The organism is Syntrophorhabdaceae bacterium (genome assembly GCA_036504895.1).
Taxonomy (GTDB): Bacteria; Desulfobacterota; Syntrophorhabdia; order Syntrophorhabdales; family Syntrophorhabdaceae; genus PNOM01.
In genome coordinates, this window is sequence record DASXUJ010000011.1 from 18,864 (window position 1) to 34,778 (window position 15,915).

The 15,915-nt window shown below is 54.2% G+C and carries 14 protein-coding genes; 5 read left to right on the top strand and 9 right to left on the bottom strand.

The window, feature by feature from the left end; all coding sequences use genetic code 11:
- Window positions 1-159: 159 nt before the first annotated feature.
- Window positions 160-633: a peptide-methionine (R)-S-oxide reductase MsrB gene (gene msrB, locus VGJ94_01555; GenBank protein HEY3275278.1), complete on the top strand. Its 474-nt coding sequence runs from the start codon at window positions 160-162 to the stop codon at window positions 631-633.
- A gap of 1 nt (window position 634) precedes the next feature.
- On the opposite strand, the gene VGJ94_01560 is transcribed toward msrB, so the two are convergent.
- From VGJ94_01560 to VGJ94_01575, 4 genes are all read right to left on the bottom strand, one after another.
- The gene (locus VGJ94_01560; GenBank protein HEY3275279.1) at window positions 635-1,702 is read right to left on the bottom strand and encodes a DUF362 domain-containing protein; all 1,068 of its coding nucleotides are present in this window, start codon (window positions 1,700-1,702) and stop codon (window positions 635-637) included.
- 40 nt (window positions 1,703-1,742) lie between these two features.
- A complete protein-coding gene (locus VGJ94_01565; protein ID HEY3275280.1) occupies window positions 1,743-2,726 on the bottom strand; it encodes a methyltransferase in 984 nt (327 codons plus the stop codon).
- A gap of 32 nt (window positions 2,727-2,758) precedes the next feature.
- Complete coding sequence (locus VGJ94_01570; GenBank protein ID HEY3275281.1) at window positions 2,759-4,315, bottom strand: AAA family ATPase; 1,557 nt, start codon at window positions 4,313-4,315, stop codon at window positions 2,759-2,761.
- A gap of 96 nt (window positions 4,316-4,411) precedes the next feature.
- Window positions 4,412-4,621: a hypothetical protein gene (locus VGJ94_01575; protein HEY3275282.1), complete on the bottom strand. Its 210-nt coding sequence runs from the start codon at window positions 4,619-4,621 to the stop codon at window positions 4,412-4,414.
- A 297-nt stretch (window positions 4,622-4,918) separates the two neighbouring features.
- Here VGJ94_01575 and VGJ94_01580 point away from each other — a divergent pair, with 297 nt between their 5' ends.
- Complete coding sequence (locus VGJ94_01580) at window positions 4,919-7,102, top strand: cache domain-containing protein (protein HEY3275283.1); 2,184 nt, start codon at window positions 4,919-4,921, stop codon at window positions 7,100-7,102.
- Between the two features lie 46 nt (window positions 7,103-7,148).
- Here VGJ94_01580 and sppA read toward each other — a convergent pair whose 3' ends face one another.
- On the bottom strand, window positions 7,149-8,150 hold the full coding sequence (gene sppA / locus VGJ94_01585) for a signal peptide peptidase SppA (protein HEY3275284.1): 1,002 nt from the start codon (window positions 8,148-8,150) through the stop codon (window positions 7,149-7,151).
- A gap of 68 nt (window positions 8,151-8,218) precedes the next feature.
- Complete coding sequence (locus VGJ94_01590) at window positions 8,219-11,218, bottom strand: proline dehydrogenase family protein (GenBank protein HEY3275285.1); 3,000 nt, start codon at window positions 11,216-11,218, stop codon at window positions 8,219-8,221.
- 163 nt (window positions 11,219-11,381) lie between these two features.
- Here VGJ94_01590 and VGJ94_01595 point away from each other — a divergent pair, with 163 nt between their 5' ends.
- Complete coding sequence (locus VGJ94_01595; protein HEY3275286.1) at window positions 11,382-12,419, top strand: hypothetical protein; 1,038 nt, start codon at window positions 11,382-11,384, stop codon at window positions 12,417-12,419.
- A gap of 108 nt (window positions 12,420-12,527) precedes the next feature.
- On the opposite strand, the gene VGJ94_01600 is transcribed toward VGJ94_01595, so the two are convergent.
- Complete coding sequence (locus tag VGJ94_01600) at window positions 12,528-13,208, bottom strand: EF-hand domain-containing protein (protein ID HEY3275287.1); 681 nt, start codon at window positions 13,206-13,208, stop codon at window positions 12,528-12,530.
- Between the two features lie 265 nt (window positions 13,209-13,473).
- Window positions 13,474-13,671: a hypothetical protein gene (locus tag VGJ94_01605; protein HEY3275288.1), complete on the bottom strand. Its 198-nt coding sequence runs from the start codon at window positions 13,669-13,671 to the stop codon at window positions 13,474-13,476.
- Between the two features lie 265 nt (window positions 13,672-13,936).
- Here VGJ94_01605 and VGJ94_01610 point away from each other — a divergent pair, with 265 nt between their 5' ends.
- Window positions 13,937-15,139: a CAP domain-containing protein gene (locus tag VGJ94_01610; protein ID HEY3275289.1), complete on the top strand. Its 1,203-nt coding sequence runs from the start codon at window positions 13,937-13,939 to the stop codon at window positions 15,137-15,139.
- A gap of 49 nt (window positions 15,140-15,188) precedes the next feature.
- The gene (locus VGJ94_01615; GenBank protein ID HEY3275290.1) at window positions 15,189-15,479 is read left to right on the top strand and encodes a hypothetical protein; all 291 of its coding nucleotides are present in this window, start codon (window positions 15,189-15,191) and stop codon (window positions 15,477-15,479) included.
- Here VGJ94_01615 and VGJ94_01620 read toward each other — a convergent pair.
- Window positions 15,473-15,709 (bottom strand): hypothetical protein, encoded by a 237-nt coding sequence (locus tag VGJ94_01620; GenBank protein HEY3275291.1) that lies wholly within the window; start codon window positions 15,707-15,709, stop codon window positions 15,473-15,475. The genes VGJ94_01615 and VGJ94_01620 overlap by 7 nt on opposite strands.
- Window positions 15,710-15,915 lie beyond the last annotated feature (206 nt).

Consider the following 15,915-nt stretch of genomic DNA (forward strand, 5'->3'; position numbering starts at 1 on the left):
ATTTTAGGTATGAAAATTTATCGCCAATCGGCGGCAAAGATAATGGGGGTGGTCTTTTGCATTCTCATTCCCCTGTTCCTGTGCCTAATTCCCTTTGCATGGAGCGCGGGAAAAGACGCACCCTCGGGGTCCACACCGACAGTACATGAGGGAGGCAATATGCAGACCCGTGGCCACACCGATTGGAGGCATTTCAAAAAGCCTGACGACGCCGCCCTCAAGAAAATGCTTACGCCGATGCAATACAAGGTTACTCAAAAGAAGGGGACCGAGCCTCCTTTTAAAAACGAATATGACGGTAACCACAGGGAAGGCATATATGTCGATGTAGTCTCAGGGGAGCCCCTATACAGCTCTCTCGACAAATTCGACTCGGGCACCGGCTGGCCGAGCTTCACAAGGCCCCTTGAACCCGGAAATATCGTGGAGAAAGAGGATAGGAGTTTTTTCACGAAACGGACCGAAGTCAGGAGCGCCCATGGCGATTCGCATCTCGGCCATGTTTTTCCGGATGGACCGCCCCCGACGGGTCTCAGGTATTGCATGAATTCGGCTGCATTGCGCTTCGTTCCCAGGGAGGACCTTGAGAAAGAAGGGTACGGAGAGTACGTCCGGCTTTTCCGCACGAAATAGACTATTTTAAAGTGATCGCCTTCTCGGGGCAGACTTCCTGGCAACAAAAGCAGGCGATGCAGGCATTCCCGTCCACGACCGGAACAGACTCCACCATCGAAAGGGCGGATACAGGGCACTGGTTCACACAGGCGCCGCAGCCCGTACACCATTCAGGGTCGGCCGAAGGCTTGAGAACGGTCTTGCTGAGGAGCACCTCCATCATGCCTTCATTGTCGAGTATCGCCTCCCCGCCCAAAGGGGGCAGCTTGAAACCGGGAATCCGGCGGAGGCGACCTATAATTTCAATTGTGTTCAAATCATAGTCCCCGAGACCCTCCTCCTTTGCTTTTTGAAGAAATCTCAGGCGACCTGGATCGCATCCCATCATGAAGGCTACCACTCCATCCATCGCCACGGCGTTATCGGAGGCCAGCAGGAGGCCTATGTCGCGGAGATCGGGCGAGGCAGGGCCACTGCCCTCCATACCCACTATGGCGTCCATAATGAAAAGGTCCGGCACCCGGATACGGAAGACGTCCACTATCATTTCATGGAAGCGGACCGCTGAACCCGCCTCCTTGTGGAGCCTTGCTTTCTGTGCGCCCGGCAGAAACCCGTAGCTGTTCTTGATCGCCCCCGTCATTACAGTCAAACCGTGGGTCTTGAATTTGGGCAGGCTGATGATGATGTCAGCTTCCTTCACAATGAGCGAGACGCTTACTTCGGGTAGAAAATCGGGGTTGAATGCCATTTTCTCGGACTCATTGCCGATATTCATATAGTGACCCTTCGCGGCCTCTAAAAGTCCGGTCCGGGCAAAACTATCCTCGTTGGCCCCATAACAGAAAATGCCCGGATTGTCTCCCACGATTAACATTTTGGGGGACATCGCCTCCACCCTCTCCACCACTGCGCGCAGCACCGCCGGGTGGGTGGTGATGCCTTCGTCGGGGGTCGAGCCGCGAAGCACGTTCGGTTTGAGAAGCACCTTCTTGCCCGTGCAGACGAGAGGGAAAAGGCTGAAGACTCTATCTATCGCCTCTCTCACCATTTCATAGCTGGTCTCCTCAATCATTACCTTCGCCATAGGGACCCCCCAACAATTACCGTTTTGCAGACGGCGCAGCTCATGCAGGTCTGCGCGCCTCTACAAGGCAGTCCATCCTGTCGCCCGATCTCACGATTTTTACCTGGCCGAAGCCCGCTTTTTCAAGAGTCGTCTTTACTTCATCGAAAGTGTAGGTGTCGCCTTCCGGGGTATTGACGAGCATATTAAGCGCGAACAGGGCCCCTGAAGCCGGCGTGGTCCTGGTTTCATCCATGATGTGGTCCCTTATGAGGAGGACTCCTCCGGGAATGAGGGCGCTATGGACATTCCTGTAAAGGCGGACGTTCTCTTCCTGACTGTTCTGGTGGATGATCGCCGAGAGAAGGGCCAGGTCAAAACCTTTCGGCAGATCATCCTGCAGGTAATCACCCGTTTCGAATGAGACACGCTCATGGAACCCCTCCGCCGCCATCCTTTCCCGGGCCAGCGGAATAACCGGCGCAAGATCGAAAATCGTCGCTTTCATTCCGGGGTTCTTCCTTAAGAACGCGGCAGTATAAGTTCCCGAAGCGCCGCCCACGTCGAGAAGCATCTTGTAAGGCGCAAGATCATAGCTGTCCGCTATCTCCGTGGAAAGGTCCCTTCCGATTACATGCATGGCGCCTATGAAAGCCGCCCTGCTTTGTTCGTCCATCTTCTCCTGCTCCCTTTTCACCGGACTTCCTTCCCGTACCGTATCCGTGAGGCGGCTCCAGCTCTGCCACAACCTCACCAGGTGAAGGATCATGGGCAGGATGGTCTCCTCATGGCGGGAGGAGAGATAGGCGCCGGTATCGGTGAGCCGGTATCGATCCTCTTCCCTGGAGAGGAGGCCAAGGGCCGCGAGATAATCGAGGGTCCTCGTGAGGGCCCTCTGATCAAGGGTTAAGCTGCGGGCCAGCTCGATTGCGGTTGAAGGCTGCCTGTCGAGGCACGTAAAGAGATCGAGCTCTGCCGCGGTGAGGATTACACGGCTTTTCATGAAATGGAAGGCTTCGGCAGTAAGGGTCTCATATCTTTCCATTTTTGTCTCCTTGATTGTCTATTTGCCCGCTTTCAAAGGAACTGCTTCAGGGCTTTGATAATATCGTGAAGCTTCTCTTCCGTGTTGAGCCGCAGCATTCTGTAATAGGGGAGCTCCACGGGCTCTTCCATATCCCGCATCTGCTGCTCGAGAATCCCTGCATGGGCATCGGACGCGTCTTTTCCCTCTTCCATCCTCCTTGCGATCCTGTCCCTGAGTATCGCTTCTTTCGCAAAACAGTGAACGAAGAACGGATTAAAGCCCTCCGCCATGCACATCTCATAGAAGTTTCTCCGCTGGTTCTTTTTAAGAAAGGTGGCATCCACCACCACCTTCCTTCCCGCCTGCACGTGACGACCTGTTTCCTCCAGCAACGCGCAGTACACATCCCTCGTAAGGGTCTCCGAATATATACCCTCTCCATACCCGGTGTATCGGTGCTCTTCCGGGCCCAAACCTTCCATGCCTTTCCTTATCTCGTCCGATCTCAGTATAATCCGGTCGTTCGAAAAATCGCGGGCGATAGCCGATTTCCCGGCTCCTGAAAGGCCCATGAAGATTACGGGGTTAAAGGGCCTCTTATCAAAATTCAAATAATATTCAGCGAGATGGAAATATTCCCCGGCGTCCCTGAGGCTCTTCTCTTTCTCCCCTCCATCAGTCAGCCCGCGGGCCCTGAACCCCTCCACTTTCCCCCTCACTACAGCTCTATAGATTTTGTAAAATCGCAAAAGCTCATCATCCATCGACTCCCGGTTATCGGTAAAATAGGTCTTATAAAAGGCGGATGAAAGGTCGAACCTGGCCCGGTACTCCATATCCATGAAAAGAAAGGCAATATCCTCCAGGACATCGATAATTCTGAAAGATTCATTAAATTCGATACAATCGAAAATGATGGGTGGATCGGAGAGGCAGATGTGCTGGGTGTGGAGGTCGCCATGGCCTTCTCTTACGTATCCTTGACTCCTTCTCGTTTCAAGGTACTCTTTCTTTTCCGCGAGAAACCCCCTGGTGTAAGAGATGAGCTGTTCGAACAACCGGTCTTCAATGGTCTCTCCGCGATATGAATCGATTTGAGCAAAATTCTCTTCCGCCGCCTTCCGGATAGCCTCGAGGCCGCCGTATCTCACCCCCTTATATACCCGCGCCCCCCGGTGGAAACCGGCAAGGGTGCGGCCCACGGGACCAAGCCTGCCGAAGAGCGGCCTGCCTTGCTCTATAAGGCTGTAAAGGAGGCACTCCATCGGGATTTTCCTCATCTTCACGGCATACTCGGCAATGCGGCCCCCTGCAGGTTCCGAGAAAGAATATTCCTCTCCCTTTTGATAAATAGGGACTACGCCGAGATAGGTGTCGCCTGCAAGGCGCGAATTGAGCTTGACCTCCTGACGGCAGAAGAAATGGCGTTTCGAGAGGGAGGTGAAATCGAGAAAACCGAAAGCAACGGGTTTCTTGATCTTATAGACGAAGTGGTCGCACAGAAAAACGTGGGATATGTGGGTCTCGAGATGGGTGATTTGAAAAGAAGGATCCGGGTAATGTGCCGGATCGAGCATGAATCGAAGTAATCCTGAGTCGGTTTCCATGCCTCTCCTTAAAAGAGAATATAATCCTGAAATCGGTGGGTCGCAAGAAATGCGCGATTCATTGTCTCTTTCCTTGAGAGGCGGTGATATGAAAGATTAACGGCTCTTCTTGGGTTGCCTCTCTATGTCCCAGACTCCTTCCGCGGTTAATTCATCCTCCATCTGCCTGCGTCGCTGCAGGATTTCCTCCTGGCTGTAATCTATTTCGATATTTCTCTTGAAAAACGAACAGTGGATGTGCCGGGCCCTGTATACCCCGCACTCCACACATTTTTCCCCTGAAACGGGACACGTCACTTTTCCCATGGTTCACCTCATTCCTTCTTTAAAACCGTGCCGGTTTTATTTTCGTGCTATCATGTACCTGGTTCAGCAGAGCCCATTCAGCGCCTGCAATCACCGGGGCGCGTTGATAATCCTTACACCCGGTCAAATAATAGCATATTTTGCTCCGGGGTCAAAGTGATCTCTCCTTGTGGCGAGAAGCTTTGCGGTAAAGACGGAGGGACCCTTTCTCCTGAAGCACGTCACAATCCGTGCTCTATTCATCCGTCGCCTCCGTTAACGATGAATTGCTTGTAATCTTCATGAGTCTGTAATAAAATGAGTGGCTTAAAATATTTTATGGGAATTCACGAGAAGACAAAAATCAAAAAGAGGAGCCGGGTTGAACGCATTCTCGGCTGGTCTCTCTCCCTTGTCGCCGCCGCCAGTCTCTTCGGGACCCTTCTTCTCCTCCATGACCACCTTGCCTATACCTCGCATATCACGGCCCTTACAAAAGGGCGTGCCGTCGACAATACGGACAAAGCGGCCCGGAAAATAGACGACACATTTAAGAAGTATATGCGCGTCGCCCATCTCCTCGCTACGGAATTAAACGATATGGGGAAATATGACGACCATGAGATCCTGGGTAAGATAAAAACGATTGTCGAGGGGGACCCCCATATTCACGGCCTCGGCGTTGCATATGCGCCCTATGCGTATAAAAAAGAGGTCAGGCTCCATGCGCCCTATTATTCGAGGAGAGAAACCGCTCCCGAGCTCAGCCGGATTGAGTCCTATTACGATTACACCTTACCTGAACATGAGTGGTTCTCTCTTCCCATGAATCAGGGCGCCTTGTGGATCGAACCCTATTTCGGCACCGCCGGCGCCACCCTCATGACCACCTATTCAGTGCCTTTTTCAAAAACAGACCCGGTGACGAAAAAACAGGTATTCGGAGGCGTGGTCGCCCTCGACATCTCACTCACTCAAATAAAGAAGATAGTCGAATCGATTGATCTCGGCTCCGGTGGATATAGTGCGATCATGTCTAAACAGGGTGTGTACCTGTACCATCCCAACTACGAATTCGTAAGGAATAGAAAAACAGTCTGGGATGTAAGCAAGACCTTTCACGACAGGGACAGGTTCATCGCCGCGGAGAGGACAGTGAGAGGAGAATCGGGGATTATGGATCATAAGAGCACGACGACAGGACAGCTCTCGTGGCTCCTTTACAGGCCCATCCCTTCGGCGAGCTGGTCTATCCATACTACCTTCATCAAGGATGATATACCAATCGACCTCGACGTGCTCAGGCATAAGTTGATACGTATCGTAACCCTCTCCATCGTATTCCTTCTCACTCTTCTCTGCCTTGTTTGCGGCGTCCAGAAAGGTATCGAGGGTAAGCTATGGGTGGCCTGTTTCGTCTCATCCCTGATTTTTGTGGCAGGGATAGGATGCCTGTGGCACCTTGCCCTCTCCTATGATACGGACCTCAAGTCTCAGGGGCCGAAGATAGTGAGCCGTGCCAGCCTCCTCAACTTCACCAACTCCTACGATCTAAACTCACGGGAAACCAGGGCGAATAGGCCTCTTTACGTGCCGACAGGCATGTTTATCCATTCCATGGAGTTCTCCGGTGCGAATAAGCTGGCGGTAAACGGCTATATCTGGCAAAAATATCCGTCCAATCTCGACAGGGAGTACGCCATGGGCTTTGTCCTTCCTGATGCAGTCGACGAAGTGAGGGTGAAGGAGATATACTCCCGTAAATTGGATGATATGAATGTCTTAGGATGGCACTTTTCCGGAACCCTTTACCAGCATTTCGATTATTCGAAATATCCTGTTGACCACGAGGTTATCCGGATACGGCTCGCCCCGAAGGAGATCGGCAGGAATACGGTGCTCGTGCCCGATCTCGACTCTTATAAACTCATGAACCCGGGTTTCCGTCCGGGGCTGGAAAAGACTTTCGATTTACCGGACTGGAAGATCGAACGGACCTTTTTCGAGCTGGTGTCGAAAGATTACGATACCAATTTCGGAATCAAAAATTACCTGGGCAGGGATATGATCCCGGAGCTCTATTTCAATGTCGCCATCGTGCGAAATCTGATGGATGCCTTCATACGTAACATGACGCCCCTCATCATCGTGGCGCTCCTCCTCTTTGCCGTCATGTTCATCTCGACGGAAGAGAGGATGTCGAGGAAATTCTCCATGGACATCGGTGAAAATCTGGTATTTGTGGGCTCCATGTTTTTCGTCCTCATCTTTGCCCATATCAGCACCAGGGGAAGGATTCCGACCCAGGAGATCTTCTACCTTGAATATTTTTACCTCACCATGTATGTCGCCCTCCTATGGGTGCCCATAAGCTCCATTCTTTTCGTTACGGGAAGCACAAAATTTCACGTCCAGTACAAAGAGAATCTGATATCGAAGCTCCTTTACTGGCCGGTGATTCTCGGCGCCCTCTACGTCCTGACCGTGGCCACCTTTTTTTAACCGACGGCCGAGACTTTCCCCACCCCTTTTCCCCTTCCCGAAGCGCCTACTGTCTCTCCCCTATGCCCGGCGCCCACAGGTAATAAAACCCCGATCGGAGGGAAGGGATGAATTCGGAAAGGCTCATCTCCGCCAGGGAAAGGACCTCACCGGTCCCGCTGGAAGAGGAGGTATTATAGACATTGTCATTGGGATATTTTGCCCGGCGGTAGGCGATGATTTTCGCGTCCTGAGGAAGGCCCGCCAGCCCCCGTGCCTCGGCGATGCCATTTTTCACATACCCTATCCGGTCGATGAGCCTTAGCCGTAGCGCGTCTTCTGCGAGATAGATCCGTGCCCCCGCGATTTCGGCCCGGACCGCAGGGTCGATGTTCCGTCTCGCGACGGTCAGGTCGACGAACCTGGCCCCTAGGCTGTCCGTAAGGCTCTGCAAGATCTTTGTCTCCTCAAGGGTGGCGGGACGAAAAGGGGAGGCCATATCTTTCTCTTTTCCCGATTTACTGACGTCGACGGTTACCCCGAGCTTACCCATAAGTCCTTCCACCTTGGGAGAGATGAATACCACTCCCACCGATCCTGTAATGGTAGTGGGATGGGCGACGATCCTGTCCGCGGCCAGTGCGATATAATAGCCGCCGGAGGCAGCGACGTCCATAAGCACCGCCACCACCGCTGATTTCGTACGCTCTTTGTAGTCCGTGATCTCCCGGTACAAGATGTCGCTCGCCGTCACCGATCCGCCCGGCGAGTCGATTTCGAGTACCAGCGCCTTTATTCTTTCATCCTTTTCGGCAAGCCTAAGCTGGGCCACCACTTCCTCCACCACGCTTTGCCGGTCATGGAGAAGACCTTTTTTCGGGGCGTCGGATAAGAACCCCCGTATGGGAACCACAAGGACCTTGTCGCCTTCCTTCCCCTGGAGCACATATTCCTTCAGGGGCTCTTTCTTCGATTCGGCGCCTATATTGACATGAAGGCCCCCGCAGCCGCAGGCGGCAAAGGCAAACAGGGTAATCGCGAACAGGGCGATGGGGCTCTCTTTTTTCATATGATTCTTCTCTCCTTATCACTAGGTTCGGCCAATATGCCGGGTATAGAGGGGACTTCATCGCCGCCTTAAGAAATATCCGGGGAGAAGCCGCGGCGAGCCGTGTTTTCCGTTACCACCCTGGGATCCATAAAATGGAGGAGGTAATCCGGCCCTCCTGCCTTGGTCCCAAGCCCCGAAAGCTTCAGGCCTCCAAAAGGCTGGCGTTCCACAAGTGCGCCCGTAATAGAGCGATTCAGATAGAGGTTCCCTACCTTGAAACGTAGCCGCGCCTCTTCCAGGTGCGCGGGGTCACGGCTGAATACGCCCCCCGTAAGGGCGAACCTGGCCGAGTTTGCCCATTCGAGGGCCTTCTCGAAGGTTTTTACCTTCATGAGGGCAAGGACGGGTCCGAATATCTCCTCCTGGGCAATGGTGTGTCCGGGATGTATATCTCCTACGATCGTAAGAGGCACATAATTGCCTCCCGCCGGGACCCTCCCGGAATAGAGTATGGTTCCTTCCTTCTCCGCAATTTTTATATAATCCATAATTCTCGCGCAGCTCAATTCGTCGGCAACGGGTCCCATGAAACAAGCCGGATTCTCGGCAGGGCCTATCCTCAAAGAGCGGGCCGCGCCAATGAGCCGCTCCACAAGTGTGTCATACACGGAGGCGAGGGCTATTACCCGGGAGCAGGATGAGCATTTCTGTCCCTGAAAACCGAAGGCGGAATGAATGATTGCAGGGACGGCCTCATCGAGGTCCGCATCCTCATCGATAATTATCCCGTTTTTACCCCCCATTTCGCAAATGACTTTCTTCACGCCCTCCTGACCGGGACGCAGGATCGCCGCTCTTTCTATTATGCCGAGCCCTGTATTTGTGGAACCCGTGAAAGCAATGGTACGTACTGCGGGATGATCGGTAAGGCACGAGGCAATCACTTCCGCACGGCCCGGGATAAAATTGAATACACCCGGAGGAAGTCCCGCTTCCTGGAATGCCTCCACGAGAAGGCGCCCGGTCACGGGGGTGAGAGGAGACGGTTTGTATACTACCGTATTGCCTGTGACCACCGCCGCGGAGACCATGCCGCAGCTGATGGCGAGAGGAAAATTCCATGGGGCGATGACCACCGCCACACCTCTCGGCTCATAGAAGGAATGGTTCAGCTCTCCCGGAGGCGATGGAAGCCGGCGGGGCGCGCCGAAGCGTATCATCTCCCGGGCATAGTACTCCATGAAATCTATGGCCTCGCTCACGTCCCCGTATGCCTGATCCCATTGTTTGCCGATCTCGAGGACCTGCCATGCGGCAAGTTCGAACTTTCGGGTCCGAAAAGAGGAGGCGGCCCTCAGGAGAAACGCTGCCCTCTCCTCGTACGGCATGTCCCGCCAGCCGCCGAAAGCAGCTACAGCAGCCCCGATTGCTTCTTCAGCCTCCTCATTTCCGCCTTGGCATACATGGGCGATCACTTCCCGGGAATCGGCCGGATTGAGACTGGGAAGGGTATCGGGGGTGATCCGATCTTTTCCATTGATATAAAGGGGACAGGCAGCTCCCAATTTATTCCTTACCGATACAAGAGCCCGGGCGAAAAGCTCGCGGTCCTTTTGAGAGGCAAACTCGGTTGACGGCTCGTTCCTGAAAGGCGCGGCAACAGGGCTTTCCCCGTCATGCGGCCTTTCGCTCTCCATCGCATCGGATGCTTCTTTGCGACCTTTACTCCCAATGGAGCGGGGATCCCTGAGAAGCTCCCCCACTTCAGCCTTCTCGCCGAACATGAGACGGAGAAAACTCTGGTTTGCCGTATTCTCCAGAAGGCGCCGTACCAGATATGCCACGCCGGGAACAATTTCTCCTGACGGACAATAGAGACGGACCCGTCCCGCAGTCTTAAGAAGGGCCTCCCGCACCGGTTCCGCCATCCCGTAGAGGACCTGAAATTCGTACCGGTCCCGGGGCACGCCCAATCGATCCGCCGTCTCCATCGCTGCCGCGATAGAGCGGATATTGTGGGAGGCACACCCGAGATAGGCAATCTCATGGTTCTGAAGTATCGTACGTGCGTGGCGCTCGAAAGCCGCGTCGGTTTCGGCCTTTCCTGTATACACGGGAATGTCCCATCCGTTTTGCTTCGCCCTCATGACCTCATGGTCCCAGTATGCCCCTTTCACCAGCCGCACGGCTATGGGGAGCCCGAGACTTTTACTCCATTCGAGGAGGCTCTCCAGGTCTCGTTCCGTCTCCTTGAGATATGCCTGCAGTACTATGGACAGATAGGGATAGGAGGCATAATCCCGACGCAATCTCCTGAAAACCTCTATCGTCATATCCTTGAGCCTATAAGACTCCATGTCGATCGTCAGGAAAGCTCCTGCCTCTATTACTTTTTCGTAAAAAGGCTTCAGCCGGCGGAGAATGGCCTCGACGGAACCGTCAAAATCCTGGGGCTTCGCTTGAGAGTAAAGGGCGCTCGGTTTGATGGAGAGGGCGATCTTCGGCGCATATCCCCAGTCGAGGGAGGTCCCTTGCCCTTCGATAGGTTTCCACGAGGCTTCCGCCCGCCTCAGGGTGGTGAGGAGGTCTTGATACCGGTTTTCATAGAGGACCGCCTCGTGCTCCGAAAGGACCGCCTCCCCGAGGATATCTACCGAAAAGGCGCATCCGGAGCGCCTTACCGCCGCAAGCCCCCTGAGGGTGCGCGCAATCGTGTCGCCCACAATAAACTGTCTGCCCATCTTTTGAATGCCGATTCGGACAATTGCACTCAAAATGGCGGCGCTGAACCGGCCCCCATGGGAAGCGGCCCGCACGGAGATGCGAAGGGGTGCAGGCATGGAGCTGACGTCTTTGCCGAAATACCCTTTCACATGCTCCGCGAGGAGCCGGGGAGTGACAAGGGAGGGGAAGACATCCACGAAGCGGAGCATCCCGGTCCGAATATCGCCGTGCCTGAAGGACCATGCCATCATCATTCCGACCCAACGGCTTTCGTCAAAGAGCGAAGGCTTTCGCCCCTCCATGATCCGGAACAACTCTTTTCCCCGGGCGACAATCTTCCGGTCCGTCTCTTTTTCGTCCATTGTATTCTTTACCCTCGATTGTCTTTATTCATAAGTATAAATCAGGGAGCTCTCATAATCCATAAAACAAAGATGGAGGGGCGGGCTGTTAAAATGGTGAAGAGTTGCAAAAAGTCTGTTATAGTGTTGGCGTTTCAAAAATAAGATGAGGGAGGGATGGACAATGCCGTCTTCCATACAGTTCGAGAGAAAGGAATACGAAAGCACTTTTCTCGATCCGAGAAAAGGCTTCGCACCTACCCGCGCGCCCTTTGAGGTGCGTCTCGATCCACTCACCGGAAGGACGGGTCATATTTCCCATTTCGGCGCCGTAACTCCGCCCCGGCTCCCCCTCGACGCGTACAGAACGGCCCAGGTGAAGGGGTTCTGCCCCTTTTGCCCTGAAAACAGGCAGAAATATACCCCCCAATTTCCGGAAGGGGTCCTCCGAGAGAGAAGACCCGGTAAAAACGAAGCCCTCCTCATCCCGAATCTCTTTCCCTACGACATTTATAACGGAGTGGTCATAATGGCGGACGACCATGTGGTGCCACTCGGAGATTTGACCTCTTCCCGGCTTGAGGACGCCTTTTCGACCGGTCTCGATTTTCTTCGCACCATCGCGTCACGAGAGCCGTCCCTGCCTTATCACGTCATGACATGGAACTATATGCCTCCCTCCGGGGGAGGTCTGGTACACCCCCACCAGCAGTATTTTGCATCAGCCCACCCGGGAAACCAATACATGGACGAGTTGAACGCCTCGAAGCTCTTCCTGGACAGCAAAGGGTTAAATTATTGGCATGAGCTGGGGAGAGAGGAAGAGAGACTGCAAAGCCGGTATATAGGGAGAGCCGGAGATTCCATCTGGATCACCCCCTTTGTGTCTCACGGGCTTCTCGGTGAAGTTCTCGCTCTATTCCCGGAAGTGTATTCAATAGATGATTTTACCGGGAAGGATCTCGGCGCTCTCGTGGAAGGGCTGCTCAGGGTATTCCGCTATTTCATGCATAAAGGGATAGACAGCTTCAACGCCTCTCTCTTCTTCGGGCCGTCGAATCAGGGCTTTTTCTCTTCCCATTTCCGGATCGTGCCGCGAACCTTTCTCAACCTCCGCGACTACGCGTCGGACCTCAATTTTTTCCAGGCCCTCCTCGGAGAGCCGGTAAGCGTCGTGGTCCCGGAAGAAATGTGTCCCCAGGTAAGAGAGTTTTTCCTCTGATGCACCCATGGACTCAATAGTATCCCATGAAGAGAAGGCCCTGGACCGGATGGGCTTCCGGCTTCAGGGCCTCGTGAGCTCCGATATCGTGCGAATCCAATAACCGCCCTATCCCGTGAAGAGATAATGGCCCATGCTCCCCGTGATTCCCCCGGTTTGGGCAAGCTGTTTATACTGTGTCATGGCCTGCTCCATAAGGGCTCTCGTTTGGGAGGCCGCGCCTATCACCGCGTTCTGCTGGGCCGCCAGAGGATTGGTGGCGCTGCTTTTCATGGACGAAGTCGGAATAGAACCGGTAGCGGACGAGGCAGCCGCGGTCTGTCCGCCCGAGACCCCGCCGGACCGAAGCGCCGAGCCCAGGTTTTGAAATTCATCCCGTGTGATTACCCCGTCTCCATCGGCATCGATATTGCCGAAGAGCCGGTCGGAAGAGAGAGCGTCGTCCTGCGCTGCCGTCCCCGATGCCCCGGTGGTCGCCTGGTTGGCCCCCTGGAGCATGCTTACAAACGATGCCGTAGAGCCTGTTTTCAGGCTCGAGAGGGCCTGTGCGACCTCTTTGTCGGTGGTCGACTTGACCTGGTCGAACTCCTCCTTGCTTACGACCCCATCCCCATTTGTGTCTATCTTGCCGAAAACCTGACCCAAAGGGAGCTCGCGAGTCTTTGACGCGTATTGCGCCTTTGTTGTGTTGACGAGACTCGAGCCTCCGGTTGTCTGAAGGTTCATCGCCGCCTGCCGTATCTGTGCCAGGTACATGGAACCCCCTGCTCCATTAATCCCGCTTACCACTTGTTGCCTCCTTTCTTTCAACACCGGACCTCGAGAACGAAAAAAGAAGCTTCCCAACGTCCTTCGTGAACCCGCGCTGAGGGGTTATTGCACCCAGAAAATGCAATAGCCATGCCGTTTCCATTCCCGCGGAAGAGGATCGTGCCGGATCCGTTACCGGCCTCTGTTTTGCGGCCGCCGATTCCCTGACGATCTTTGATGGAGGTAGGAAAATATTTCCCATAGGGGAAATTTATGCAGCCTTGGGTCCATAGAGCACAAATCTCTATTCTTCTTCAAATTTGAAGCCGCATGCCCTGCATTCCCTCGCGTCTCCGTTCTCTTCTAAAATGGCACGGCAACTGGGGCAATGGGTAAGAAGGTCGACGCCGCACGCCGGGCAGCTTTTTTCATCTTTGTCCTCCGGTGTAGTCTTGCAATAGGGACATAATCGAATTTTTTCACGCTTCGTCTTTTCCGCCATTCTTAGCCTCCCCACAGGTTACCGGCGTCTCTCCCGGCCGGATGATATGTGAAATGTTCGACCTTCCGAGGGGTTTGTCAAGGATCGTCCGGTCGATCAGACTGGACTCCATGACGCTTCTTGATGCAAATCTCTATTCAGAGAAAATACTGATAATATAGTAAGGAATCATCATGGCAAATAATGAGACATCCGCTCCATGGAGCCCCTATTATCCATTCGCGCGACGCGCTGAATCCTTGCGGCGGGTCACGAGGAGGACGAGGTGACGCCGGGGCCCGGGTCCGTCGGCACACAGGCCCGTCCTGCCTCTGAGGAAGGGTCGGGGTGGTATTACCGGATACGAGAGGACGGACTTGACCTCGTGAAGGGACCTCATTCAAAAGAGGAGATGAGAAGACTCCTCGCGCGAGGCCGCATCCCGGAAAACGCATTGGTCAGGCAGGGATTGCAGGACAACTGGCAGCCTGCGTCTGCAGTTTTTCCACCTTCGGCAAAGAAGATCGGCCGCGCCTGGGGTCATTTAATTCTACCCCTCCTCTTCCTGGCCCTTCTGGTAATCGCCCTGATGAGAGACAATCCCACGGTCCTCAATTTCCTTCCCTTTCCTTCCGTGATGGGTAAAACGGTCAAAGGGGCGTCCCCCACAGCCTATCGTCCTGAGACTCTCCCTGCACTCGTGGCATCCTTTCCCTCACCCGAGGCTCCGGAGCCGGTGCTCACCCGTCAAAGGATCATACTTTGGACCAATGAGGCCAGGGTCCAGCAGATGCTCCTGCCCCTGACCGAGAACCGCCGGCTCGATATAATCGCCGCCGAACGGGTCAATGATATGCTCCAAAAACAGTACTTTGCCCACGTCTCGCCGTCCCGTGAGGGTGTGGCGGAGACCGCCAAAACAATAGGGTACCGATACCGGGTTCTCGCGGAAAATATCGCGAAAGGCGCTTTCGGTGACGACGAAAGAGTGGTCCGGGGATGGCTCCAGAGTCCGGGGCACCGTAAAAACATCCTTTCAAGGGATATTGAAGAGATCGGGGCCGCCGTGGGAAAAGGCAGGCTCAACGGCGAAATTGTGTGGGTGGCGGTCCAGGTGTTTGGAAAACCGGCCCCCCAGACCCGGGACGGGCTTGTTCGTTCATTGCCTGCGGACAGGGGCTCTTTGCCCTGTCTCAAGCCGAACGGCTTTCTCGATTCTCGCGCAGAAGCCCTCCGAACGGAGATAGCCGCCGGCAGGGATCAGCTCAAGTCCTTGAAGACCGACATCGAAAACCGAAGGAAACTGCTTCTCTCCCAGGCAAGGAAAGAGGAGACCATGGTTGCGAGGACAACCGGAGATTATCGCGAGAGGATCACCGGGTACAACCTGCTTATGGAAGAGGTCGGGCGAAAAGAGCAGTTGGCAGGGGACATGGGGGCGCAGTATAATTTAGAAATGGAGGTCTATAATGGATGCATTAAAAACTGAAAGGCTTTGCCGGAGCCGAGGGGCAATGATAAGGCCGGAGAGGTGAAATATGGCTCGAAAATTTGTGTGGGGGGTCTCGCTGGCCCTCATCGGATTGGTCTCTCTCGCGGGAAGTGGAGCAGCAGACTGGGGACCGACGGAGATCCAGGTTTTCTGCTATGCAGGTGAAAGGGCTGATAATCAGTACCTGGGCACGGTAGACATCTATGACGCGAGAAGGGCGGCCTCCTATTGTAATATGCTCTATGGCGATTGCCATGGGAATTGTACGGCCTGTTATGATGACGAGGACTCGAGAGAGATATGTATCGACAGCTCCGGAAGAGGCGGGTATTATTGATCTGAGCCGCGCCTGTCGTGCCTGCGGTCCAGGATCTCCGCCAGTACGGGCAGAAAAACCATCCCGAAAGGAAGGAGGAAGACGGCCATGACAGGCACATACACGGCAAATCGCCTGAGGCAGCGTTTCATAAGAGCTTTCTCCTCTTTGGTCCATCTTTCCCCGCTATTTCTCTGCTTCATAAGGACTTCCATGAACCCCTGGGCGTGGCAGGTCTCCCTCTTGATCATCTCCATATTCTTTTGGATTTGGGACTTGAAAATGCGCGCGGTCGCGACCCCGGCAGTTTTTAGAGGATGCGACCCCTGTGCCTCGGTATGATTCCCGTAATAAATCCAGTTTCTCATCGGTTTGACGATTTCCACCCTTCTCGAATTGTTATCGGCAAAAAAGAGCGAAGCTAAAATAATTCCATAATTCCTTTAATCCAATGGAG